The 23,749-nt window shown below is 68.7% G+C and carries 20 protein-coding genes; 9 read left to right on the forward strand and 11 right to left on the reverse strand.

Annotation, left to right across the window (positions count from 1 at the left end; translation table 11 throughout):
- Complete coding sequence (locus tag OG876_RS28270; RefSeq protein ID WP_328519671.1) at positions 1–357, forward strand: MmcQ/YjbR family DNA-binding protein; 357 nt, start codon at positions 1–3, stop codon at positions 355–357.
- On the opposite strand, the gene OG876_RS28275 is transcribed toward OG876_RS28270, so the two are convergent.
- Together OG876_RS28275 and OG876_RS28280 are read right to left on the reverse strand one after the other, a co-directional pair.
- A complete protein-coding gene (locus OG876_RS28275; protein WP_442914191.1) occupies positions 354–1,130 on the reverse strand; it encodes a MerR family transcriptional regulator in 777 nt (258 codons plus the stop codon). The genes OG876_RS28270 and OG876_RS28275 overlap by 4 nt on opposite strands.
- A 130-nt stretch (positions 1,131–1,260) precedes the next feature.
- Positions 1,261–1,926, reverse strand: a complete 666-nt coding sequence (locus OG876_RS28280; RefSeq protein WP_328526973.1) for a maleylpyruvate isomerase N-terminal domain-containing protein — start codon at positions 1,924–1,926, stop codon at positions 1,261–1,263.
- A 31-nt stretch (positions 1,927–1,957) separates the two neighbouring features.
- On the opposite strand from OG876_RS28280, the gene OG876_RS28285 reads away from it, so the two are divergent.
- Both OG876_RS28285 and pgm read left to right on the forward strand, forming a co-directional pair.
- A complete protein-coding gene (locus tag OG876_RS28285) occupies positions 1,958–3,433 on the forward strand; it encodes a fused MFS/spermidine synthase (RefSeq protein ID WP_328519673.1) in 1,476 nt (491 codons plus the stop codon).
- 53 nt (positions 3,434–3,486) lie between these two features.
- Entirely contained in the window at positions 3,487–5,109 is a 1,623-nt protein-coding gene (pgm, locus tag OG876_RS28290) for a phosphoglucomutase (alpha-D-glucose-1,6-bisphosphate-dependent) (protein WP_328519674.1), read from the forward strand.
- Here pgm and OG876_RS28295 read toward each other — a convergent pair.
- Positions 5,106–5,492, reverse strand: a complete 387-nt coding sequence (locus tag OG876_RS28295; protein ID WP_328519675.1) for a DUF3037 domain-containing protein — start codon at positions 5,490–5,492, stop codon at positions 5,106–5,108. The two genes, pgm and OG876_RS28295, sit on opposite strands and share 4 nt — an antisense overlap.
- Positions 5,489–6,226: a HipA family kinase gene (locus OG876_RS28300; RefSeq protein WP_328519676.1), complete on the reverse strand. Its 738-nt coding sequence runs from the start codon at positions 6,224–6,226 to the stop codon at positions 5,489–5,491. The genes OG876_RS28295 and OG876_RS28300 overlap by 4 nt, the downstream gene beginning before the upstream one ends.
- A 48-nt stretch (positions 6,227–6,274) precedes the next feature.
- On the opposite strand from OG876_RS28300, the gene OG876_RS28305 reads away from it, so the two are divergent.
- Complete coding sequence (locus OG876_RS28305; protein ID WP_328519677.1) at positions 6,275–7,324, forward strand: carboxylate-amine ligase; 1,050 nt, start codon at positions 6,275–6,277, stop codon at positions 7,322–7,324.
- Here the strand turns inward: OG876_RS28305 and OG876_RS28310 are convergent.
- The 5 genes from OG876_RS28310 to OG876_RS28330 all read right to left on the reverse strand — a co-directional run bounded on the left by OG876_RS28310 (position 7,321) and on the right by OG876_RS28330 (position 14,501).
- Positions 7,321–9,099: a glycerophosphodiester phosphodiesterase family protein gene (locus tag OG876_RS28310; RefSeq protein WP_328519678.1), complete on the reverse strand. Its 1,779-nt coding sequence runs from the start codon at positions 9,097–9,099 to the stop codon at positions 7,321–7,323. The two genes, OG876_RS28305 and OG876_RS28310, sit on opposite strands and share 4 nt — an antisense overlap.
- A 122-nt stretch (positions 9,100–9,221) precedes the next feature.
- Positions 9,222–9,941 carry a hypothetical protein gene (locus tag OG876_RS28315; protein WP_328519679.1) on the reverse strand — a complete coding sequence of 240 codons (720 nt, stop codon included), beginning with the start codon at positions 9,939–9,941 and terminating at the stop codon, positions 9,222–9,224.
- A gap of 46 nt (positions 9,942–9,987) precedes the next feature.
- Positions 9,988–12,645: an ABC transporter permease gene (locus OG876_RS28320; protein ID WP_328519680.1), complete on the reverse strand. Its 2,658-nt coding sequence runs from the start codon at positions 12,643–12,645 to the stop codon at positions 9,988–9,990.
- Positions 12,642–13,391, reverse strand: a complete 750-nt coding sequence (locus OG876_RS28325; protein WP_328519681.1) for an ABC transporter ATP-binding protein — start codon at positions 13,389–13,391, stop codon at positions 12,642–12,644. The genes OG876_RS28320 and OG876_RS28325 overlap by 4 nt, the downstream gene beginning before the upstream one ends.
- Before the next feature lie 135 nt (positions 13,392–13,526).
- A complete protein-coding gene (locus OG876_RS28330) occupies positions 13,527–14,501 on the reverse strand; it encodes a hypothetical protein (protein WP_328519682.1) in 975 nt (324 codons plus the stop codon).
- Positions 14,502–14,660: 159 nt separating this feature from the next.
- On the opposite strand from OG876_RS28330, the gene OG876_RS28335 reads away from it, so the two are divergent.
- Positions 14,661–17,477 (forward strand): S8 family serine peptidase, encoded by a 2,817-nt coding sequence (locus OG876_RS28335; RefSeq protein WP_328519683.1) that lies wholly within the window; start codon positions 14,661–14,663, stop codon positions 17,475–17,477.
- Between the two features lie 227 nt (positions 17,478–17,704).
- Here the strand turns inward: OG876_RS28335 and OG876_RS28340 are convergent, their stop codons facing one another.
- Positions 17,705–18,310, reverse strand: coding sequence for a hypothetical protein (locus OG876_RS28340; RefSeq protein WP_328519684.1), 606 nt, complete (start codon positions 18,308–18,310; stop codon positions 17,705–17,707).
- Between the two features lie 55 nt (positions 18,311–18,365).
- Between OG876_RS28340 and OG876_RS28345 the strand changes: the two genes are divergently transcribed.
- The gene (locus OG876_RS28345) at positions 18,366–19,424 is read left to right on the forward strand and encodes a ring-cleaving dioxygenase (protein ID WP_328519685.1); all 1,059 of its coding nucleotides are present in this window, start codon (positions 18,366–18,368) and stop codon (positions 19,422–19,424) included.
- Positions 19,424–20,059, forward strand: a complete 636-nt coding sequence (locus OG876_RS28350; protein ID WP_328519686.1) for an alpha/beta hydrolase — start codon at positions 19,424–19,426, stop codon at positions 20,057–20,059. Before OG876_RS28345 ends, OG876_RS28350 begins: the two co-directional genes overlap by 1 nt.
- On the opposite strand, the gene OG876_RS28355 is transcribed toward OG876_RS28350, so the two are convergent.
- Complete coding sequence (locus OG876_RS28355; protein WP_328519687.1) at positions 20,040–21,566, reverse strand: zinc-binding dehydrogenase; 1,527 nt, start codon at positions 21,564–21,566, stop codon at positions 20,040–20,042. The two genes, OG876_RS28350 and OG876_RS28355, sit on opposite strands and share 20 nt — an antisense overlap.
- Before the next feature lie 371 nt (positions 21,567–21,937).
- Between OG876_RS28355 and OG876_RS28360 the strand changes: the two genes are divergently transcribed.
- Positions 21,938–22,525: a hypothetical protein gene (locus OG876_RS28360; RefSeq protein ID WP_328519688.1), complete on the forward strand. Its 588-nt coding sequence runs from the start codon at positions 21,938–21,940 to the stop codon at positions 22,523–22,525.
- A gap of 41 nt (positions 22,526–22,566) precedes the next feature.
- Positions 22,567–23,748 carry a sensor histidine kinase gene (locus OG876_RS28365; RefSeq protein ID WP_328519689.1) on the forward strand — a complete coding sequence of 394 codons (1,182 nt, stop codon included), beginning with the start codon at positions 22,567–22,569 and terminating at the stop codon, positions 23,746–23,748.
- The last annotated feature ends 1 nt before the right edge of the window (position 23,749 follow it).

The raw sequence follows: 23,749 nt of genomic DNA on the forward strand, positions 1-23,749 counted from the left end.
ATGGACGTTCTGGAACGCGTGCGCGGCCTGTGCCTGGGGATGCCCGAGGCGACCGAGCGGCCGAGTCACGGCGAGCCGACCTGGTTCGTGCGCGACAGGAAGGTGTTCGTGATGTACGCCGATCAGCACCATGACGACCGGGTCGCGGTCTGGATGGCGGCGCCGCCCGGCGTCCAGGAGTCACTGGTCGCGGATGATCCCGAGCACTTCTTCCGGCCGCCGTACGTCGGTCATCGCGGCTGGCTCGGCGTCTACCTGGACGTCGAGGTCGACTGGGACCACTTCGAGGACCTGGTCGAGGGCGCGTACCGGCAGATCGCCCCCAAGACCCTGATCGCCCGCCTGGACGAGCTCTAACCCCACGTCGCCGTCGCGGGATCGACTCCGTGCGCGGCGGCGTTCGCGTACACGACATCGCGGAGCCAGGTGGTGAGCCCGGTCGCCATCGACTCGTAGTACGCCGTGTAGCCCGGGTCGGTGGAGAACAACCGGGCCAGGCAGGCGTGCATCGAGTGCGTGCAGTCGAAGTACTGCGCGAAGGACTCGCGATGCCGCTCGGCCAGCGCGTTCGCCTCGTCGGATCCCGGTACGACGCCCGCCCGGTGAGCCGCCGCGAGGGCGTCGTTGAGGGCAGTGGTCGCGGCGGCCACCTGCCGCCAGTCGTCCGGAGTGAGTCCCGCGGTGCGCTCGGCGTACTGCTGCCATTGCTTGGTGTCACCCCAGCGTTCCTCGGCCTCCTCGGCCCACTCGGGCTTCCAATCAGTGCCGAAGATCTCGACCTGCTCCTGCGGGGACAACTGGATCCCTGTCTTCGCGACCGCGAGCATCCGGTCGACCGCCTGGACCATGGACTGCAGGTGCGCGATCCGGTCGGTCAGCTGCGATCGCTGCCGGCGCAGGTGTTCGCGGGCGTCGGTGGACGGGTCGTCGAGGATCCGGCTGATGTCCGCGAGCGACAGCCCGAGCTCCCGATAGACGAGCACTCGGTGGATGCGCGCGACGTCATCGGCGGAGTAGACGCGGTAGCCGCCGGCCGTGCGATCGCTCGGGTGAACCAGGCCGATCGTGTCCCAGTGATGGAGTGTCCGCACGCTGACGCCAACCAGTTCCGCCGCCCGTCCGACGGGCAGGCTTCCGGAATCCGTCGGTGCACCCCGGCACGAGCTGCTCGCAGCGCTCGCCGAGCCGGCTGACGACCGACGCGAAGCTGAATTCGGTCATGCCCACGATGCTTCAGCCTCAGGTCGCGTGAGGGTCAAGTCAGTCGTTCAGCGGCACCGAGGTCTGAGGTAGCCGGGCGAGGTGCAGAGTCCAGGTGGCGGCGTGCTCAGGCGTGTCCCACTCCCATTCCTGGACCTGCTGCACGCTGCGGCGTCCGAAGATCGCCCGGAAGAGCTCGTACGACGAGGTCCGTGCGACCGCCGCCGGCCCCTCGGAGCCGGCCGAGTACGTGCCGTCCGGAGTGATGACCGTCAACGGGCCCGGCTCGTCGAGCATCCAGTCGAGGACGGCGAGCCAGACGTCAGCGGGCGGCCGGCCACTGCCGATCGCGCCGTGCAGATCGGCCTCATGTGCCCCGGTGTCCACCCACGGGTCGCAGACGAGCGGATGCGACGTCGTGCCGCTCACGATCAGCTGCTCGAGCTCCGGTCCGGTGGTGGCCCATTCGTCCAGGACGACGTCGATCGGCAGGTTGCGCCGGGTCTCCACCTGAACCGCGGTCCACGGCGGTCGTGGGGCGCCGGCGACGTTTCCCGCGACGAAGTCCGCCGCGACTCCGGTCAGATGCGACACGAGGTTGTGCACGCTCCACTGCGGGCAGGCGGGCACTTGCCGGTCGAGATCGGCCGGGCTGAGGCCGCGGACCGCTGCGCTCACTCGTTCCCGGCTTGCGTGGTACAGCTCCGCGCTGGTTTTCGCATCCATCACGCTTTCATTGGACCGGTAGGGTGACGCGGTGGGCAAGGGTGAAGCTGGACCGGTCGGGCAGAGGTTGGCGATCACGCTGGCGTTCGGCAGTTCGGCCGCCGTGATGGTGCTGGAGCTCGTCTCGCTGCGGCTGGTGGCGCCGTACATCGGGCTGACGCTGGAGACGAACACAGCGGTCATCGGAGTCGCGCTGGCCGCCATCGCGACCGGAGCCGCCCTCGGCGGACGGTTCGCGGACATGGTGCCGCCGAGCCGGACTCTGGGTCCGCTGATCCTCTTCGCCGGCGCGCTGGTGATGGTGATCCTCCCCGTCGTCCGCTGGACCGGTGAGGCCCTTCGGGATGACGCCAGCAACTACGTGTTCCTGGTGCTCGCGGTGACTCTGTTCGCACCGGCCGCATTGCTCGCGGCCGTGACGCCGATGGTGACGAAGCTACGGTTGGCGAGTCTGGCCCAGACCGGCACCGTGGTCGGCCGGTTGTCCGCCTATGCGACGGTCGGCGGGATCGTGGGCACGGTGCTGACCGGGTTCGTGTTCGTGGCGAAGACCCCGATCAGCACGATCGTGCTCACCCTCGGTGGGCTGCTGGTCGTCGCCGGGGCCGCGTTGACCGTCGTACTGCGAGGTGCTCGAGCGGCTGTGAAGCCGGTGGCGCTCGCTTTGGTCGGTGCCACGCTGACTCTGGTCGCTCCACGACCCTGTGAGGTCGAGACGGCATACCACTGCGCCCGGGTTGTCGCGGACCCCAATCGTGAGGGCGGACGGACGCTGTACCTGGACCAGCTCAGGCACTCGTACGTCGACCTGAACGACCCGACCTATCTGGAGTTCGACTACATCAAGAACTTCGCCGCCGCGATCAACGGCAGTTGGCCGGCCGGACAACCGCTGGACGCGCTGCATGTGGGCGGTGGCGGGCTGACCATGCCGCGGTACCTGTCCGCGACACGTCCGGACAGCAAGAACCAGGTGTACGAGATCGACGGGGCCGTGGTCGAGTTGGACAAGAAGGAGCTCGGAGTGCGGACCGGACCGGATCTGTCGGTCACTGTCCGGGACGGTCGGCTCGGAGTCCGGGACGAGGCGACGGACAGCAAGGACCTCGTCATCATGGACGCCTTCAGCGGACTGTCCGTCCCTTGGCATCTGACCACGCGCGAGCTGGTCGCGGACGTCAAGCGGGTGCTGCGGCCGGACGGCGTCTACCTGGTCAACGTGATCGACCACGGGAAGGCCCTGTTCGCCAAGGCCGAGGTCGAAACGCTGCAGGCGGAGTTCGCGCACGTGGCCGTGATCGCCACGACGGACGAGTTCGCCGGGCGGACCGGCGGCAACTTCGTGCTGGTGGCCACGGACCGGCCGATCGACCTCAGCGCGATCGAGGCCGGCGTCGGACCGGGCATGGAGGTGCGGGACCAGCTGACGGACTTCGTCGGCGACGCACCGGTGCTCACCGACGACTACGCCCCGGTCGATCAACTCCTCACGCCGTACGCGAGCTGAGACACAGCTCCCGGGGAGTTGTGATCTGACGCCGGGGCTTGTTGCATGAGGTCATGGACCCACGCGCAGGCCAGCCCGCTCAGCCCGAGGACCTCGTCGACATCTCCGCGCTGCTCAAGGCGTACGACGACATCACCCCGGACGTGCAGAACCCAGCCCAGAAGGTCGTCTTCGGTACGTCGGGACACCGCGGCTCGAGCCTGGACGGTGCCTTCAACGAGGCACACATCCTGGCCATCACCCAGGCCATCTGCGAGTACCGGGCCGGCGAAGGGACCAGTGGTCCGCTCCTGGTCGGCCGGGACAGCCACGGCCTCTCCGAGCCGGCCTGGCGCACGGTGCTCGAAGTACTCGCGGGCAACGACGTGCAGACCCTGGTCGACAGCGCGGACCGGCTCACGCCGACTCCTGCCGTGTCCCATGCGATCCTGCGGCTCAACCGCGGTGCCGGCGCCGGTGCGGACGGCATCGTCATCACTCCCTCGCACAACCCGCCCCGCGACGGCGGCATCAAGTACAACCCGCCGCATGGCGGCCCTGCGGACTCGGACGCGACGGGCTGGATCGCGGCCCGGGCCAACGAGCTGATCGCCGGCGGCAACCGGGAGGTACGGCGCAAGCCGTTCGAGCAGGCCCGTCAGCACGCGGGGGAGTACGACTTCGTCGGCCACTACGTCGACGACCTGCCCTCCGTGCTCAACCTGGACGCGATCCGCACCGCCGGCGTGCACATCGGCGCGGACCCGCTCGGTGGGGCGAGCGTGGACTACTGGGCCGCGATCGCCGAGCGGCACCGGCTCGACCTGACGGTCGTGAACCCGAGAATCGACCCGACCTGGTCGTTCATGACGCTGGACCACGACGGCAAGATCCGGATGGACTGCTCCTCTCCGTACGCGATGGCCTCGCTGGTCGCCCAGCGGGACAAGTACGACCTGGCCACCGGGAACGATGCGGACGCGGACCGGCACGGCATCGTCACCCCGGACGCCGGCCTGATGAACCCGAACCACTACCTGGCCGTCGCCATCTCCTACCTGTTCGCCAACCGTCAGTGGGGTCCGGACGTGGCGGTCGGCAAGACGCTGGTCTCGTCGTCGCTGATCGACCGTGTGGTCGCGGACCTGGGCCGACGGCTGTGGGAGGTCCCGGTCGGTTTCAAGTGGTTCGTACCCGGGTTGATCGACGGCTCGGTCGGCTTCGGCGGTGAGGAGTCGGCCGGAGCGAGCTTCCTGCGCTTCGACGGCACGGTGTGGACCACGGACAAGGACGGGATCCTGCTGGCGTTGCTGGCGAGTGAGATCACCGCGGTGACCGGTGAGACGCCGTCACAGGCCCACGCCAAACTGGTCGAGCGGTTCGGTGCATCGGCGTACTCGCGGGTGGACGCGCCCGCCACGCGTGAGGAGAAGGCCAAACTGGCGGCCCTGTCCGCGGACGCGGTCACGGCGACCGAGCTGGCCGGTGAGCCGATCGTGGACCGGCTGACGAGTGCACCGGGCAACGGGGCGCCGATCGGCGGGCTGAAGGTCACCACCGAGTCGGCCTGGTTCGCGGCGCGCCCGTCCGGCACCGAGGACCTCTACAAGATCTACGGCGAGTCCTTCAAGGGCGCCGACCACCTGGAGCAGGTCTTCGAGCAGGCCCGCGACGTCGTGTCCGCAGCGCTGGCTTAACGCACGAACGCGTCGAGCAACCGGTCCAGGTCCGCGGCGGGGTCGTTGGTGAGCCCGCTGTGGATCGGTCCGGGGTGTACGACGGTACTGCGGGGCGCGGCGAGCCAGCGGAAGCGCTCACCGATCCGGGTGGCCGCGGCCGGCCCGCCGTCTGGGTCACCGGCGCAGATCGCGCGGATCTGCTCCAATGACGCGCACACCACGTCCACGTCGACCGCAGGGTCGAGAGCCTTCAGTCGCGACGGCTCCACATCCCAGGCCGCGCCCAGGAAGTCCATTGCGCGGCAGTAGAGCACTGCACCCACGTTGACGAACTCACCGCGCTGGATCCGCGGCGCCGCCCGCAGGATCACGTAGTCGAAGGGGACCAGGTCAGTGCTCATCGGACACCTCCCGGCAGCCAAGCGGACCGATCGTCCAGGCGTGCGGTCAGATGGCCGAGATATCTCTCGCGGTCACCGTCATCGATCCACTCGTCCGGCACGAGTGCGATCACCTCGGTCAGCAAGGCCGGCGTGATCGCGGCCGCCAGTTCCGCATCCACCGCCGGTACGCCGGGTGCCGCGATGGAGAACACGTGGTCCGAGGCGTCGTACGGGAGGCCGGCGAACTTCTCCGCGGACATCCAGGAGTGGTGGAAGTACAACGCGGCTCCGTGGTCGATCAGCCAGAGGTTCTTGTGCCAGACCAGCATGTTCGTGTTCCGCCAGGACCGGTCGACGTTGGCGACGAACGCGTCCAGCCAGAGGATCCGGGCCATCCCGTCGTCGCCCGGGTTGCCGGCCGAGCCGTCGTACCCGAAGGAGCCCGGCAGGAAGTCGACGGCCAAGTTCAGGCCGGCGCTGCGGATCAGCAGTTCCTGGATCTCGAAGTCCGGCTCGGACTTGCCGATCGCGGGGTCGAGCTGGATCAGTTTCAGCTCCGGGACGCGCAGACCGAGGCGGCGGAACAGCTCGCCGACGATCACCTCGGCGACCAGCGCCTTCGGACCCTGCCCGGCGCCGTGGAACTTGATCACGTAGGTGCCGAGATCGTTGCCTTCGACAACACCAGGGAGCGAGCCGCCCTCGCGCAACGGCAGCACGTAGCGGGTCGCGGTGACGATCGGCAGACTCACGCCGCAGAGCCTAGCCGCCGCCGGTTTGGTCTCGGGTACCGGCCGAGGGTGAGGCATCCTTCGTTCGGAGTCGAGGAAGAGCTGTTGCTGGTGTCCGCCACCGGCGATCCGCTCCAGCGCAGCAGTGCGGTCGTGGCGGACCTGCAGGACGTCGAGCTCGAACTGACGCGAGCGATGGTCGAGATCAACACTCCGGTCTGTGACACGTCGATCGAGTTGCGTGTGCACTTGGCGGAGATGCGCTCCAAGCTCGCGAAGGCCGCCGCCGAGCAGGGCGCCCGGCTGCTGGCGATCGGGGTGTTACCGCACGGGGAGGCGGCGCAGCCGATCACGAAGAAGCCGCGCTACCAGGAGCTGGCCGAGCAATGGGGGCTGCTGACGCGCGAGCAGGCTGTCTGTGGTTGTCACGTGCATGTCGACGTACCAGACCGGGAGGGAGCCACCAGAGTCAGCAACCACCTGCGGCCGTGGCTGCCGGTACTTCTCGCACTGACCGCGAACTCACCGATCTATCTGCAACAGGACACCGGCTTCGCGAGCTGGCGCTGGTTGATGACGACACGCTGGCCGTGTGCCGGCCCACCGCCCTACTTGGAGTCGGTCGAGCACTACGACGCGCTGGTGGCGATGCATCTGGCCGCAGGGACGCTGATCGACGAACGGATGGTCTATTGGGACGTCAGGCCGTCCTCGCATCTGCCGACGGTCGAGGTCCGGGTCAGCGATGTCCCACTCACTATCGACGAGACCGTGCTGCTGGCCACGTTGATCCGTGCGCTGGTGATGACTGCGGTGGACGACGGCGGCCGGGGTCCGAAACTCGAGCCGGAGATACTACGGGCCGCCTACTGGCTGGCAGCGCGCGACGGACTCACCGGTGGCGGGCTGGATGTGCGAAGGGGCGAGCCACTGCCCATGGCCCAGGTCGTCGAGCGACTGCGACGGCATGTGGAGCCGGCGCTTCAGCAACTCGACGCGGTGGACCTGGTGCACGACGGCATCCAGCGCGCACTGGTGGACGGGAACGGCGCGGTCAAACAACGCAAGGCCTTCCGTGAGGGCAAGGACGTCCTGGCCCTCACGGAAGTCACGCCTTAACCCCGCAAGAAGTCCTCGAGTCCGTGCAGGTCGTCGGTGTTGATGTAGTCGACGCCGGCCGCGGACAGCTCGCCCCACAGTGCTTCGCGGGCGGCACCTGGCGTGTCCGGGGTCTCCCAGAAGCGCACCCGGTAGCCGGCGTGGTGCGCAGTCACCACGATGTCGTGCAGCTTGGTCTTCTCGGCCTCCGGCATCGGGCCGACGCCGTTCCAGGTGAAGACGTTCGTCCAGTTGTCACTCACCAGCGGCATCAACGACGCAGGCATCCCCGACTGCAGATCGCCGAGGCGTCCGTCGTACCCGGCGTAGCGAACCTTCTGCGCCTTCAGTACGTCGAGCGGCCGGTTGCCACTGATCACCGACGTCACCGCGCCCTCGAGCACCCGCCCGTTGATGAAGACCGTGCTGATCCCGCGATACTCCTGCAGTGCCTTGTCGACATCGGCGTACGTCGACGGCCCGTCGCTCTTGATGTCGATCAGCAACTGGAAGTCCCTACCGTGCTGGTACACCTGCCCGTGGTTCTCCCGAACCCGGTCCGCCAGCGGCTTCAGGTACAGGCTGTCGAGAGTCCGGCCCGGTACGGCGTCGTCCAGGTCATGCGCGACCCGCAGTTCACCGTCCACCAGCCACACATCCGCCTCGACGCTGTTGAACCCACGGTTGAGTGCGTCCTGCAGCGGCCGGCGGTGGTCGTAGTCGTTGTGCGCGTGGGCCGACGGCAGCGCCCGTACGGCGGGAGCGTCGTACGCACGCGGCAGCCGGAACCCGTTCGCGCGGACGAAGTCGCGCACCCGGTCCGGGTAGTCGCTGATGATGCCGTCGACACCTTGGTCGATGAACCACTGGATCGTCGCCGGGTCGTCGACGGTCCACGGGATGACCTTCAGACCGGCCTTGTGCGCGGACTTCACCAGGTCCTTGGTGAAGTACGGCCGGAACGCCGGATCGGTGATCTTCCCGCCCTGCGGGAAGCCGTCCACCGGGGAGATCGCCGACGCGCCGAACGACTTGACCGCCTTGATCGGGTCGCCGCCGAAGTCGTCGATGTCGATGCCGCCGAGCCACGGCGACTTGCCCGGCTTGCCGACCTGCAGGAAGTCGAAGTTGTCCAGCGCGACCAGCGGCAGCTCCGGGGCGACCTGGTGCATCCGCATCAGTGAGCCCCAGTCGAAGCTCTGGATCGTCACCTGGCGGGCGATGCCGGCCTTCCGGATCTCCCGCGCGACCACCTGGACGAACTGCTCCCGCGGCGCGGTCTCCGACGGCGCACCGGCTTCCACCTTGGTCTCGACGTTCAGCTTCACGCCGTACGCGTGGTAGCGGTGCACGAGCGCGAAGATGTCGCGCAGCTCCGGCATCCGGGCGCCCGGGTCGGGCTGCTGGCCGGGGAAGCCCGCCTGCGGCAGCGAACCGCAGTCGAGCTGCTTGACCTGCTTAAGGGTCAGCGTGTTGATGAACTTCCCGACGTAGGGGTACTCCGGGTCGTTCGGCGTGTACGGCGCGGTGTCGCGGCACTTGCTGCCCGTGACCTGGCGGTCGTGGGTGACCACGGCGTACCCGTCCTGGGTTATCTGCACGTCGAGCTCCAGCGTGCTGACGCCGAGCTCGAGGCCGTGCGAGAAGGACGCGATCGTGCTCTCCACGGTGAGCCCCAGACCGCCACGGTGGGCCTGGATGTCGAAGTCTCCGTGGGTGGCGGCGGCCGGGGCTACTGGCAGGGCCAGTCCGGCGACGAGGGCGAACGGAAGCAGCGCGCGGGGGAGGCGGCGCATGAGGGGTTCCTTCCGGAGGTGTGGGCGGACATCCCTGAGGCTGGCTGCCGCAGGAAGACCTGTGCCCTCGTGAAGGTAGCCGAGAAAAGGCCGGCCGGTGACCGCCGCGTGTCGCCGGGTGACTACGGAACGGAGTTGATCCGCCGGACGGACTGGCTCTCGGCCGTGACGCTGCCGTCCTTGAACGCCTTGTCCAGCGTGCCTTCGGTACGCCGGGTGAGCGTGAGGTCGATCTGGCACGCAGGCGCCGCGGCTCCCGGAGTCGGTGTGGTCGCCGCGGCCTTGATCGAGCCGCGGGCGATCGTGGCCGAGGTGCGGCCCGGCTCCAGCTCCAGGCTGCCGGGCTGGATGCACTGGCCGGTCCAGCTGAGGATCGACGGCAACTGCGACGGCTCGCTCTCGAACCGTACGACGAGGTCGCGGCGGCGCGAGGAGGTCGTGCCGGCCACAGGTGCGACGAGGCGGACCCGCTCGGGCAGTCGCACCGTCGACCGGGGTGCCGAGTCGTTGTCCTTACCCCGTTCGAGATCGACCGTGATTTCGGTGCCCGGCGCAACCACACCGTCGAGGCGGTTGCTGTAGTCGGTCACTCCCGCGGCCCGGCGATGCCGCAGTCCGACGTCCTTGCCGCCGCCCGACGCGGTGAGCTGCTCGCCGTCACCGAGCTCGACGAAGGTGAGCGTGCCGACCCGCAACGACGCGCTCACGTCCGCGCCGTCAGCTCCTTCGGGCAGCGTGACCACGAGGTTGGCGGTGATCCCGCTGGTCCGGATGTCTTTCGACTCGACGGTCGAGCAACCGGTGAGGACGAGGACGACTACCAGGGCGGCGATTCGCTTCACAGCCAGCGAAGCTAACACCGCCGAGGGTTAGCCGAGGCGCGTACAACTACTCATACTGCAGGGCCTCCAGTGGGTTCAGTTTCGCTGCGCGGCGGGCCGGCCAGATGGCGGCGAAGATGCCGACGATGACCGAGACGACAGCGAAGATCACCAGCTGGAGGACCGGGATGGTGAACGAGATCTCGTCCAGCCGGGCGGCCAGGAGCGACGCGAGCACGAGGCCGAGCACGATCCCGATCACCGCGCCGATCAGCGCGGTGATCACGCTCTCCTGCCGGATCATCCGCTTCACCTGGCCGCGGGTCAGGCCGATCGCGCGCAGCATGCCGAGCTCGCGGGTCCGCTCGAAGACGGTCAGCACCAGCGTGTTGACGATGCCGAACAGGCTGACCAGCACCGACAAAGCCAGCAGGACGTACAGGACGTTCAGGATGCTCTTGATGCCGTCGGTCTGCGCCTTCTTGAACTCGTCCCGCGTCTGCGCCTTCGCGTTCGGGAACGTGCTCAGCGCACTGGTCAGGGCCGCGGTGTTCTCGGGGGTGACGCCGCCACTCATGTTCACGAAGGTGTACAGGTTCAGCGGTTGTGAACTGGTCGCGTCGAAGGTGGCCGTCGAGATCGTCACGTTGCCGAACGGCGAGCCACCGGCCGGTGGCCGGAAGATACCTTTCACCTGCAACTGCAGGTTCTTCCCGGTCGCCGTCTGCATCGGGAACCGCGACCCGAGGACGAGCCCGTGCTCGTCGGCGTACGCGGAATCGAGGATCGCTCCGTCGGCGCCGAGCTCCCCGAGCGAGGCCTGCGAGCCGGAGCGCCAGTCGAAGGTGAGCAGGTCCGGGGCCTGCGGGTCGACTGCGGTGATTGTGATCGTCTTTCCGAACGCCTTCGCCTCACCACCGCGGACGCTGGTGACCTGCTCGACCCCCGGCACCTTCGCGACCTCGGCGGCGACCGGCGGCGGCAGCGGGCTGAAGTTGTTCTGCGCGGTGATCGCGTAGTCGGCGCTGAAGATCCCGTCCACAGCCTGTTCGAACGGCCGGATGATGCCCGCGCCCAGAGTGGCCACCAGTGTGACCAACGCCAGCCCGATCATCAGCGCGGCCGCGGTCGATGCCGTCCGGTGCGGATCCCGCTTGCTGTTCTGCCCACCGATCGCCACGGCCGGCCGATCCGGCAGCACGCGGGGGAACTCCGGGTGCCGGCCGAAGAGACGCCGTATCAGCCAGTACGGCAGCAGGATGAACGGCCAGATCACCGCGGTGAGTACGACGACCGACCAGCGCGCGATCGGATCCGACACCACCGCCAGCGGCCGGACGAGACGTGCCGAGAACAGCGCGATGCCGATGAACAGCAGCAGCACACCTGCGCCGAGCAGCGACAGCAGAGCGGTTGTCGACAATCCGTCGGCGAACAATCCGACCAGCACCAACGCGATGCCACCGACGGCGAGCAGGGCGGCCCCGACCGGGCGGTACCGGTTGAACCGACCGGGCGCCAGAGTCGCGCCTTCGCGGACTGCCGCGATCGGTGGCACACGGGTCGCCCGCCAGGCCGGCCGCAGGCTCGCGATGACCGTGACCAGGACGCCGACGATCAGGGCGACCACGATCGTCCGGGTCCGGAACACCAGCCCGTTGTTCGGCAGCGTGAAGCCGACCGCATCGAAGAGCTTGAACAGCCCGGTCGCGATCGCGAGGCCGAGGAACAGTCCGGCCACCGACGCGACGAAGCCGGTGACGAGTGCTTCCAGCACCACGGTGCCGAGCAGTTGCCGGCGCGAGGCGCCGAGAGTGCGCAAGGTGGCGAACTCACGCGTGCGCTGGGCGATCGTGATCGACAGCGAGTTGGCGATCACGAACGAGCCGACGAACAGGGCGATACCGCCGAAGACCAGCAGGAACGTCTGCAGGAAATTCAGGAAGCTAGACGTACCCGCCGCGTCCTCCTTGGCCTGTTCGTCGGCGGTCCTGACCTGCGTCGCCGGGGGCAGGATGGGCCGGACCGCATCGACCAGTTGCTGGTCGCTGGTTCCGGACTTGGCCGCGATCAGGATCTGGTCGAGCTTGCCGGCCTTGTCGAACAACCGCTGCGCGGTCCCGAGATCGAATCCGGCCAGCGTCGCGCCGCCGATCGACGACACGGCGCCGAACTCGACCAGCCCGGAGATCCGCATCTGCTGAGCCGGACCACGCGCCTGGACACCGATCGTGTCGCCGGCCGCGAAACCCTTCTCCTTGGCGGTTTTCGTGTCGATCACGACTTCGTCCGGCGCCGGCCAGGACCCGGACACCAGCGAGAGGGAGTTGAACTGCGGCAGTGCTGGATCCACGCTGAAGCCCAGGTTCGGTGCGCCGCCGAAGACGATCGCCTTGCCGTCCTTGCCGATCAGTTGCGCCTCGCCACCGACCGCGCCGCCGGCCGCACCGACCTCGGGCAGTTCCCGGACCTTCGTGAGCAGGCCGGCGTCGAACGGCGGCGCCGTCACCGTCCCGTCCTGGGACGCGTCGATCGCGTTCTTCCCGGTGATCGCGGCGTCGGTGTTCTTGTAGTTCTCGGTGAAGATCGAGTCGAACGCGGACGTGATCGAGTCCGTCAGCACATAGGTGCCCGAGATCAGCGCGACCCCGAGGACGACACCGATCGCGGTCAGCGCCGTGCGCAGCTTGCGGGCCAGCAGGCCCTGTAACGCGAACCGGATCACTGCAGATCCAGCGTGTCGATGATCTGCAGGATCTCGTGCTGGTTGGACCGGCCGGTCTCCTTCACGATCTCCCCGTCGGCCAGGTAGAGCACCCGGTCGGCCATCGCGGCGGCCTTGGCGTCGTGCGTCACCATCACCGTGGTCTGGCCGTACTCCTCGACCGACGACCGCATCAGCGTGAGGATCTCGCCGCTGGTCCGGGAGTCGAGGTTGCCGGTCGGCTCGTCGGCGAACACCACGGTCGGCCGCGACACCAGGGCCCGGGCGATCGCGACCCGCTGCTGCTGGCCGCCGGACAGCTCGGCCGGCCGGTGCTCGAGGCGGTCGGCGAGGCCGACCCGGGCGACCAGACCGTCGAAGAACTCCTGGTCCGGCTTCACGCCGGCGATCGTCAGCGGCAGCAGGATGTTGTCGCGGGCGGTGAGCATCGGCAGCAGGTTGAAGAACTGGAAGATGAAGCCGATATGCCGCCGACGGAGCTTGGTCAGCGCGTCGTCACCGAGAGTGGTGATCTCGATGCCGTCGATCTTGACCGAGCCCGACGTCGGGCGATCCAGGCCGGCCAGGATGTGCATCAGCGTCGATTTGCCCGAACCGGACGGTCCCATCACCGCCGTGAGCTGTCCGGGCTCGATCTGCACCCCTACGCCGCGCAGCGCGTGAACCGCGGTATCCCCTTCGCCATAAACTCGTACGAGGTCCGTCGCGTCCACGACCTCGGTGACATCGGTAACTGTCCCCTCCATTGCCGATCGCCCTCCCTGGCTGATCAGCGGCCACCCCAGGCGACCGATCTACAACTTCCACCGAGTCTGCTCGCGTTCGCGCGGTACCGATAGGGGGTTTTCCCCGGATCGACCCTGACCGCCGCAGATCCAGGCTCAGATCCAGCCACGGCGGGCGGCATGGAAGCCGAGCTGGAGACGGGTGTCGGCGGACACCAGGTCCATCAGTGCGCGGACGCGTCGCTGGACGGTGCGCATGGAGAGATTGAGCTGGTTGGCGACCGCCTGGTCGGTGAGGCCGGCGAGCAGGAGCCCGAGGATGCGGGCGTCCAGCTCCGGAAGGCCGTCGGTCGCGCCCTCGACCATCCCGTTCGTGCCCAGCACCAGGGGGAGGCCGTCACGCCAGACGCGGTCGAAGAGGGCGAGTAGTGCGTCGAGCATGCCGCTGCTATGCACGATCAGCGCGCCGATGCTACCTCCGGCCCCGGACAGCAGCGGTACCAAGGCGATCCGCCGGTCCACGATCAGCAACCGCATCGGCAGCTCCTGCACGACGCGGACCTCTTCGCCCGCCCTCAGCGAGTCGGAGGCGGCAGCGAAGAACCCGGGCCGGTCGAACGCGCTCCGCTCGATCACCACCCGGTAGCGCACGCCTCGGGTGACCGCGGCATCCTCCTCCTTGTTCTCCTCCGGCGGCACGACCGCGATCTGCGCCTTGACGAACCCGAGCACCTCCTCGCGCGCCGACATCTGCAGTTGCGCGAACCGCTGCCCGACCGCCTTGGCCCCGCGGACGACGTCCACCACGTCACTGACCGAACGCTCGGCGTCCGTACCCCGGTAGACCTCGGCCAGCGACTCGATCTCGCGTTGCGCCCGCCGCAACTCCTCCTCGCGTTGCACGGCCAATGCGGCGAGGGCGACCGACGGTGGCGAGGCGACGTACCGGTCGTCGCCGCTGCTGGACCGGGCGGCCAGGCCGAGCGTCTCCAGCGCGGTCAGTGCGCGTGCTGCCTCGACCGGGTGGCAGCCGAGCCGGGTCGCGAGCTCGGCGACGTCGTACGACGGCACCTCGACGAGGGCGCGGTACGCGAGTTCTTCGGAGTCATCCAGTCCGAGCACGTCGAGCACGATGCCTCCCAGCAGACGACAGTGTGGCGGCCGGACCCTGGCGGGTTGGCGAATTGTCGCAATCTTGCCAGCAGAGCCCCATCCTTCGCTGGCGGTTTTGCGATGGACTGCTCACCGGTGACAAGGTGCAGGTCACCCCGGCCGGCTCCGGACGCAGCAGTGTGCGGTTCGTCCCCGCCGACTCCGCCCGCGCCGGCTACGAGACCCGGACAGTCGGCAAGGACCTGTACGTCGTACCTGTACGTCGGCGCGCCCCAGGCGTGGCAGGCCGGATACGACGGGACCGGTACGACGGTCGCCGTCCTCGACTCGGGTGTCGACGCGGAGCACTCGGACCTGATCGGCGCGGTCAAGGCCCAGCAGAACTTCACCGACAGCCCGGATGTCGCCGACCGCGACGGCCACGGCACGCACACCTCGTCGACGGTGGCTGGTCGCGGCGTCGCGTCGAACGGCAGGAACAAGGGTGTCGCACCGGGTGCACAACTGCTGTCCGGCAAGGTTCTGAACGACTCCGGCAGTGGTGACCTGTCCTGGATCATCGCCGGCATGGAATGGGCCGTCGCCGAGGGCGCCGACGTGATCAGCATGAGCATCGGTACGTCGGAACCCGTCGACTGCACCGACCCGATGGCGGCCGCGGTCGACCGGATCAGCGCATCGTCGGGCGTCCTGTTCGTTGTTGCCGCCGGCAACCTTGGCGGACCGGCCGAGGCGATCAGCAGCCCGGGGTGTGCGGCCTCGGCGATGACGGTGGCGGCCACCGACCTGACCCAGACGACCGCGGACTTCTCCAGCCGTGGACCCGTGCTGGCCAACCACGCGGTCAAGCCTGACATCGCGGCACCCGGTGTGGACATCACCGCGGCACGGGCGGGCGGTCGCGGCGATTCGGCGTACGTCGACATGAGCGGCACCTCGATGGCGACGCCGCACGTGGCCGGCGCGGCGGCGATCCTGAAGCAGCAGCACCCCGACTGGAAGGGTCAGCAACTGAAGGCGGCCCTGCAGAACTCGGTGCGCTCGGAGAGCAAGGTCGGGATCTACGAGCAGGGCGCCGGTGAACTTGACGTCGCCCAAGCCGTCACGCAGCAGGTGACCGGTCCGGGCACGGTCGACCTCGGCACGTTCGCCTGGCCGCACACACCGGACCAGAAGCTCACCCAGCAGCTGACCTACCACAACAGCGGCACCGAGCCGGTGACATTGACACTGACCGCCGATGCGCGGGGCAACAACGGCAATGCACTACCGGCGGGGCTGATCAGCTTCGACCCGTCGGCGACGGTCGCCGCCGGTGAGACGGTGGATGTTCCGGTGACGATCGACCCGAGCGCTGCCTTGGACCCTGGCGCCTATGGCTCGGTCAGCGCGCGAGTGGTTGCTACGGGCAATGACGGGCCCACGGTGGTGACACCGCTCGGCTTCTACCTCGAGCCGCAGTACGTCGACGTGACCTTCAAGTTGATCGACCGTGACGGCAAGCCCGCCGCGTCGATCACTTCGCTCGATGTGTTCGACCTCGACAGCATCGCGGCGCAGCGCGTCGGCTTCGACGGCGCGGACCAGACGCTGCACCTGCGGGCGGGCACGTACTCACTGGCCGCGACGATCGCGCACGACGACGCGAACGGACTCGTCGATTCGTACGCGTTCCTCGGCGACCCGGAGATCACGCTGACGAAGGACACCACGATCACGTACGACGCCCGGACGGCGGCCGAGGCGAAGGTGACGACCCAGCGTCCGACCGAACGGAAGGGCGGCAGCCTGACCTACGGCCGGATTGTCGACAACTGGATCCTCGCGTCGAGCCGCGGGTACGGCACGCAGGTGAAGTCGATCTACCTCGGGGCGACACCGAAGGCTCGCCGCGGCACCTTCGAGGTGGTCGAGGGCTGGCAGTACGGATCACCGGCCGGCACGGAGTCGCCGTACCTGTACAGCTTGGCGTTCACGCACGAGCAGCAGGTGAAGGGCAAGCCCGACCATCGGGTCCGGGATCGTGACCTGGCGACGATCGACGCGACGTACTACACACCGGGCAACGCCTACAACTACTCCGAGTACGTCGACGTGTGGCGGCCGTGGAGCATCAACCTGATCCCGACCGGCGACCGGGGGACCGTGGCGGCGCCGACCCGGGTGCAGCACCTGGTCACGGCCGATCGGGACACGAAGGTGTCGCAGATGGTCGGTCATGCGGACGCGATGGCGTGGCCGTTCGCGACCCTGATGACGTCGACGGCGACGGCGTACAAGGCCGGTAGCCGGCACAGCGAGAGCTGGTTCAAGGCGGGGTTGCGGCCGGGGCTGGTGACCGACCAGACGACCGGGCTGAAGTACGCGCCGGCGGCGCGGGACGGGAACACGGTCTGGAGCAATTTCGCGAGTTGGTCGGATACCGAACCGGGGCACTTCTCGCGCCAGGGATTCCTCGACCTGGGCGGCACCGAGCTGCTCGCGGACGGGGTGTCGCTGGGGGAGTACGGCTACTACGGCCAGGGCGTCTGGGACGTGCCGGCGGCGGCAACGAATCTGGAGCTGGTCTACGACCTGATCCGCTGGCAGCGCGGCGACTACAAGTGGGAGTCGCCGAGCAGCGTCGAGACCCGGTGGAAGTGGAAGAGCTCCGCAGCGGACGCGGGTAAGCCGTTGCCGCTGCTCTTCCCCGACTACGACCTCGCCGTCGATCTGAACGACCGCGCACCGCGGATCCCGGTGTTCCCGGTCAGCATCACCGCTGAGTCGGGCCAGCGGTACAAACCCGGCCGCTTCACCTCGGCTCGCGTCTGGACGTCGTACGACGACGGGACGACCTGGAACCCGACTCCGGTGGTGAACCTCGGCACCAAAGCCGTGGCCCTGGTCAACAACTCCAAGGCGACGACGTTCGTCACCCTGAAGGTCGAACTGACGGACTCCAACGGCAAGTCCGTCACGCAGACCCTGACCCGATTCTACGGAATCCGCTAGACAACGAGAGCACCCCGGCCTGGTCGGCCGGGGGTGCTCTTCAGGTGAGTTAGTGGCGTCGGACCGGGAAGCGCCTCACGGCGCGTGGCCGCTCGTAGCGGCTAATTTTGGGACCCGGGGCTTGCACCGGCCCGACACCTCGAACAGTATAACCGGCGCTCAAACCCCTTGTCCTGTAGGGATCTCGGGCTTCAAGACGCCATAGCATCCGAAGCCGGGACGCGCAACTACCAGAGCTGCCCGGCGCGTTCGGACCGGGCGGCGGTCTGCAGTTGATCCGCCATTTCGACGAGCTTCGAGGCCGACAGCACCCGGTCGTGACCGTCGTCGGCGAGGTGTGCCCGGCCGGTCGCGACGATCCGCGCGAACGCGGCCGCCCGGTCGAGGGTCGTCGCGAAGTCCCCGGTCGCGACACCCCGCAGTACGGCGTCGACCATGTCCCGCACCTCGGTCGGCCCCGGCGGCTCCGCGACACCGGCGACCACCGCGTGCACCTCGGCGTACTTGCGACCGGCCGCGAACTCCCGGGAGACCTCTTCGGCGTTGGTGTGCACCCACGAGCGCAGCAGGTACAGCCGCCACAACGCGCCCGGCAGGGAGTCCGACGGCGAGTCGGACCACAGTTCGGCGAGTTCGTCCAGGCCGTAGTCGTCGGCCAGTTTGACCACCCGCGCGTGCACCTCGGTGTCTTCGGAGTTGCGGACGCCGCGCACCAGCAGTTCGGCGGTCCGGTGCGCTACCTCGGTGACCGCAGCCGGATCGGCGGCGCCGGGCAGCGACTCGAACAGCTTGTTGCCGGGCAGGATCGGCCGGCGCGGATTGGGGGTCGTCACGGCGTCTATGGTGCCTGACCTGGCCAACCCTCGCACGCCGACCGAGGTTTCCGCCGTGACTGCCATCGGACCCGGGACCTTCCCGGGCGATCCGGTCGAGGTCATCATCGAAGGAGAGGAGCGTCTGCCGGCCGCACGAGAGGGATCCACGATGCCGGAACTGAGCGTTGCACCACACGGGCTGCACCACGTCACGGCGATCGCCGAGGACCCGCAGCGGAACGTCGACTTCTACACCACCGTGCTGGGGTTGCGGCTGGTCAAACGGACCGTCAACTTCGACGCGCCGGACACCTATCACCTCTACTACGGAGACGAGTCGGGACAGCCGTCCACGTTGCTGACCTTCTTTCCCTGGCCAGGCGTCCAGGGCGGCCGGCAGGGGACCGGTCTGACCACGGCGACGGCCTTCAGCGTCCCGCCGGAGGCCGTGGGCTGGTGGCAGCGGCGGCTGAAGGACCTCGGCGTGGACGCGGACGACCCGGTGGCGCGCTCGGACGAGGAGGTGCTGCGGCTTCGCGATCCGGACGGGCTGGTGATCGAGTTGGTCGCCTCCGACGGTGACTCGCGATCAGGCTGGGACGGCGCGGGCGCCGTACCGGCTGACGACGCCATCCGCGGTCTGTACTCGATCACCATGACCGAGCAGCAGCTGGACCCGACCGCGGAGATGCTCGCCGGCCTGCTCAGCATGGAGTTCACCCACAACACCGCCGACCGAACCCGGTTCGTGATGACCGGCGGTGCGGACGGCACTGCCGTGGACGTCCTTCCCAGCAAGGACGATCGGGGACTGCAGGCGGCCGGTACGGTGCACCATGTCGCGTTCCGGGCGCCTGACGGGGAGACGCAGGCGAGATGGCGCGAGGAACTGATCGAGGCCGGTGTCCAGGTCACCGATATCCTCGACCGGCAGTACTTCACCTCGATCTACTTCCGGGAGCCGGGCGGGGTGTTGCTCGAGATTGCGACCGACCAGCCCGGGTTCACCGTGGACGAGCCGCTGCTGGAGCTCGGCCGCCACCTCAAGCTGCCGCCGTGGCTCGAGCCGGACCGCGACCAGATCGAGGCGTCACTGCCGGCCATCCGGCTGCCTTCGGAAGCCGCGGGGTGATGGACCCGGCCCTGCGGCGGCTGCACGTCTGGGAACCGGGGACGGGTCGTCCGCCGCTGTTGCTGCTGCACGGGACCGGCGGGAACGAGTACGACCTGCTCGGACTGCGGGAGTATCTGATCCCGGATGCCCCGGTGCTGTCGCCGCGCGGGACGGTGCTGGAGAACGGGATGCCCCGGTTCTTCCGCAGGCTTCGCGAGGGCGTGTTCGACGAGGACGATCTGCGGGCGCGGGCCGACGAGCTCGCCGCGTTCCTCGCCGCGGCCGAGCAGCAGTACGGCGTGACGCCCGGATCCTGGGTGGCGGTCGGCTTCTCGAACGGCGCCAACATCGCGTCCGCGCTGCTCCTGCGCCACCCGGAGGCGCTCAGCGGGGCGGTGCTGCTGGCGGCGATGGTGCCCTTCCAGCAGGACGAGCCCGGGGAGGTCCTCACCGGCAAACGCGTGCTGATCGTGAACGGCGACCGCGACCCGATGGCGACACCCGACCAGACCCGGACGCTCGCCGACCAGCTCCGCGCCCGCGGCGCGGACGTCGACATCCGTCCCTTCCCCGGCGGCCACACCATCGACCCCGCCCAGTTACCCCATGTCAAACAATTCCTCGAGGCCTTCGTCACTCCGCGACCTGGATGACGATCTTCCCCCGCCGCCCCCGCTCTTCCAGCGCCTCGTAGCCGGCCCGGGTACTGGTCAGTGGGAGGACACGATCCAGCACGGGCACCAGCCTGCCGCTGTCGACCAGTTCGGCGATGGAACGCAGGCCGTCCCGGTCGGGTTCGACGATGAAGTAGAGACCGCGAACGCCATGGCGTGCCGCCTCGTCGGCGTCGACCGGCGCCGCGGCGCTGACCAGGATGCCGCCGGGTCTCAGCACCGGCCAGGAGCGCGATTGGACGGCCGTGCCGACCAGGTCGATGACCACGTCGACATCGGCGACTCGGTCCTCGAAACGCTCACTCGTGTAGTCGATGACCTGTTGCGCGCCCAGATCCTTGACGAATTGCAACTGGGCCGTCGACGCCGTCGCGCTCACCTGGCCGCCCAGGGCGACAGCTATTTGTACGGCGTACGAGCCCACGCCACCGGCTCCGCCGTGGACCAGGACTCGCTGACCGGCTTGCAGGCCGGCGTGGCGCACCAGCGCCTGCCAGGCGGTCAGCGCGGCCAACGGGAGGGCAGCGGCATGGTCGTGGTCGACCGTGGTGGGCTTGGCCACCACGACGCCGGCCGGCAGAGCGACGTACTCCGCGGCGGCGCCGTCGCGGGTGAACGGGATCAGGCCATACACGGCGTCCCCAACCGCAAGGTCGTCCACGCCGGCTCCCAGGGCGGCGATCACCCCGGAGAACTCGTGTGAGGGGATGAACGGGGTGCGTTCCGGCCAGGTGAGCTCGTCCGGTGTGATGGATGCCGCCTTGACGGCCACCAGGACTTCCCCGGCGCTCGGGTCCGGTCGCGGCGCCTCCTCGTACACGAGTTGCTCCGGTCCGCCCCTGGCGTGCGCTCGAACGGCGTACATGCTGGTCCTCCGATTCAGGGGCGGGGCCTGCTCGAGTGGGTTGGCGGCCATCCTGACGCCCAGGTCGTTGCGGATGGCGGCGGCGGCCGAGCTGTCCGGCTTGCGGGTCGCCTGGTCCTGGAAGCACGTCAGGAACTCGTCGGCCAGACTGAGCCGCGGGTACCGCGCCAGGACTTCGTTCCGGAAGCTGACCGGGAAGTCGGCCTCGCCACGCCCCACGATGTCGAAGCCGGTGGATCTCACCATCAGGAACCCTTCCGGGTCCTCCTGCGGGTCCACATCGGGCCACATGTGCCGCACGATCACCTCCGACACGCGCGTACGCCGCTGCACCGGCCACCCGGCACCTGCCGCGAACACCCACGCCACACTGCCGCCGGCCACTTCGAACGGCACGCGGTGGCTGTCGAAGTCCTCGACCAGACCCAGGTCGTGGAGCAGGGCCGCGACGAAGAGCAACTCGGCATCGAAGTCGACACCTCGCGCTGTCCCGAGGGCCGCCGCCCAGAAGTAGACCCGCAGCGAGTGGTTCACGATCGCGGGCGAGCAGTACGCCGTCGTCACCTCGACGGCGTTCGTGCACGCCGGGGAGTCGGGAACGGGAAGGTCGGCCAGCCGCATGGTGTCCATCATCGCAGCCGACCGGCATGTGAACGCAGACCTCAGTACCCTCGGCGTATGGCGGGTGCTGGAAAAGCCAACGGCAAGCTGGCCCGCACTCCAGCCGGCCTACACCTGGTCCAGCTGACGTGGCAGCTCGCCCTGGCTGTGAAGTCAGCGCAGGAGTTCGGGCGGTAGTGCGCCCATCTGCGACCTCCGCAAGTGCGGTAGCTGCTCGACTGAGCGCATCCACGAGCGCGCCTCGGCTGGGCGAACCGTCCGGTTGACGACTGGTTGTGTGATGTCGACAGTGTCAAGATGGGAACTGTGCCGGGCGGCACATCGACCTTCTGGGGCACAGGTCGAGCGACGCGGCCAAGGGGAGGAAGTTCATGGCCGTCGATCCCACAGTTCCTCATGCTGCCAGAGTGTTTCTGTACAACTCGGCGGGTCTTGTCGAGGGGGCGAGAGGTGTCCTCATCGGCGTCGCGGAGAAGGACCGCTCGCTCACCGAGTCCGGGGATAAGGAAGGCCCGGTCAGCATCGCACTGGTCGCGCCTTGGCCGAACGCGCTGACCTACTCGACGCCGTTCACCGTGGCCGTCATCTCCGGGCCTGAGGCTGCGTGGTACAAGCCGGAGACGGTTGAAATCTTCCGGCTCGAGGGCGCGCCGGAGGAAAGCAACGTCGCGGCGGTGATTCTGGCAGGCCAGCCGGACCCGTCGGCCGTGTCGCCAAGCGTCGGACGGTCTGCTGTGCTGGCGGCGGTGGAAACCAGCGGCGACCTCCGGCAGAGCCTGGGACGTTTCGTTGGACCCGAGTTCCTCAGCAACGATCCGGCGCCGCCAATCGGTGCGTCGACGTCCGCATCGGTCGGCGGTCGCGCGCAACAAACAGTCCAACCCTCAAGCTTCCGGGCGACGTTGGGGACTGCTCCGACGGTGACCGCAGGCCTCTGCAGGATCTTCCACTGGGACTGAGGACAACGACACGACAGGGAGCACGGGATCTGCTGGTTGCGGTGGTCGCGGCGGCCGTCGACATCGCGCTCTTCACCCAACTGTCGGACGATCCGGACCGCTACGGCTGGGCCGGGCTCGGGACTCCTGCGGCTGTGATCGTCGGGGCCGGCGCAGTGGCGGTCCCGATCCTGGCCTTCCGCAGGCGTGCTCCTGCGGTGGCGAGCCTCACGCTCGCCATGTACGCGATCGTGCTGACCCTGACCATCGGATCACGACCGCTACTCACGTTGCTGGTTGCCCTCTTCACGGCTGCTGCATGGGAGAGCCGCCGCCGAGCTCTTCTGTGCCTGACGGCGACCCTCGCAGCGCACGCAGTCGGGACCGGATACGAAGCGAGTCTTTCGGGGCCCGGACCTCGGCCGTTCGCGGTGATCGCCGTGGCAACGGTCTACGTTCTGCTTGACGTCGCAGCCTGGGGAGCCGGACGACGTACCTCCGCTGCTCGGCAGCGTGCGGCGTACCTGGAGGAATCACGGGCCGCGCTTGCCGCCGAGGCGGTCCGGGCCGAGAGGCAGCGCATCGGCCGCGAACTCCACGACATCGTCGCTCACTCGATCAGCCTGATCGCAGTCCAGGCGGCCGGCGCTGCGCGTGTGGTGCATGGTGATCCGGTCCGCGCAGAGCGATCTATGGAGTCGATCTGCCAACTCAGCCAGGAAGCCATTGTCGAGCTTCGCCGAATGCTGACCCTCGTCGAGGGAACACCTGCAGGCCAAGACGTGACGACCGATCCCGCAACCAGCCCGGGGATCCCCGACCTGCTCCCTGGCCTCCTCGAGCTGATCGCCCAGGTCAGGGAAACCGGCCATCAGGTCGAGCTCGGGGTCACCGGAACCCCCGCCGCCCTCGACTCCAGCGTCCGCTTGGCCGCCCACCGGATCGCCCAGGAGGCCCTGACGAACGCCGTCAAACACGGTTCGGCCGACAGCCAGATCCACCTCAGCGTGACCTGGACCGTGGACCATCTCGACCTACGCATCTCGAACCACGTCCGTCCCACAACTCGAGCCGAGCCGCACCCCTTCTCGACCGGCAGGGGCCTCTACGGCCTGCAGGAACGAGCCCGCCTGGTCGGCGGCCACCTCGACACCAGTTCCACGGAATCCACTTTCACCATCTCCGCCTCCCTCCCAACGACGTCGCTGAACCAGCCGTCCCTGGAGCCCACCGCGGCCAAGTGAG

It is taken from the genome of Kribbella sp. NBC_00359 (genome assembly GCF_036097425.1).
Lineage (GTDB): Bacteria > Actinomycetota > Actinomycetes > Propionibacteriales > Kribbellaceae > Kribbella.

Excerpts from the sequence above, each read along its gene's own strand:
- OG876_RS28355 (WP_328519687.1), bottom strand. The coding sequence starts at position 21,566 with ATGCGGCTGGCCGACCTTCCCGTTCCCGACTCCCCGGCGTGCACGAAC.
- OG876_RS28310 (WP_328519678.1), bottom strand. The coding sequence starts at position 9,099 with ATGCGCCGCCTCCCCCGCGCGCTGCTTCCGTTCGCCCTCGTCGCCGGA.
- OG876_RS28295 (WP_328519675.1), bottom strand. The coding sequence starts at position 5,492 with ATGAGCACTGACCTGGTCCCCTTCGACTACGTGATCCTGCGGGCGGCG.
- OG876_RS28325 (WP_328519681.1), bottom strand. The coding sequence starts at position 13,391 with ATGGAGGGGACAGTTACCGATGTCACCGAGGTCGTGGACGCGACGGAC.
- OG876_RS28350 (WP_328519686.1), top strand. The coding sequence starts at position 19,424 with ATGGACCCGGCCCTGCGGCGGCTGCACGTCTGGGAACCGGGGACGGGT.
- OG876_RS28280 (WP_328526973.1), bottom strand. The coding sequence starts at position 1,926 with ATGGATGCGAAAACCAGCGCGGAGCTGTACCACGCAAGCCGGGAACGA.
- OG876_RS28270 (WP_328519671.1), top strand. The coding sequence starts at position 1 with ATGGACGTTCTGGAACGCGTGCGCGGCCTGTGCCTGGGGATGCCCGAG.
- pgm (WP_328519674.1), top strand. The coding sequence starts at position 3,487 with ATGGACCCACGCGCAGGCCAGCCCGCTCAGCCCGAGGACCTCGTCGAC.
- OG876_RS28360 (WP_328519688.1), top strand. The coding sequence starts at position 21,938 with ATGGCCGTCGATCCCACAGTTCCTCATGCTGCCAGAGTGTTTCTGTAC.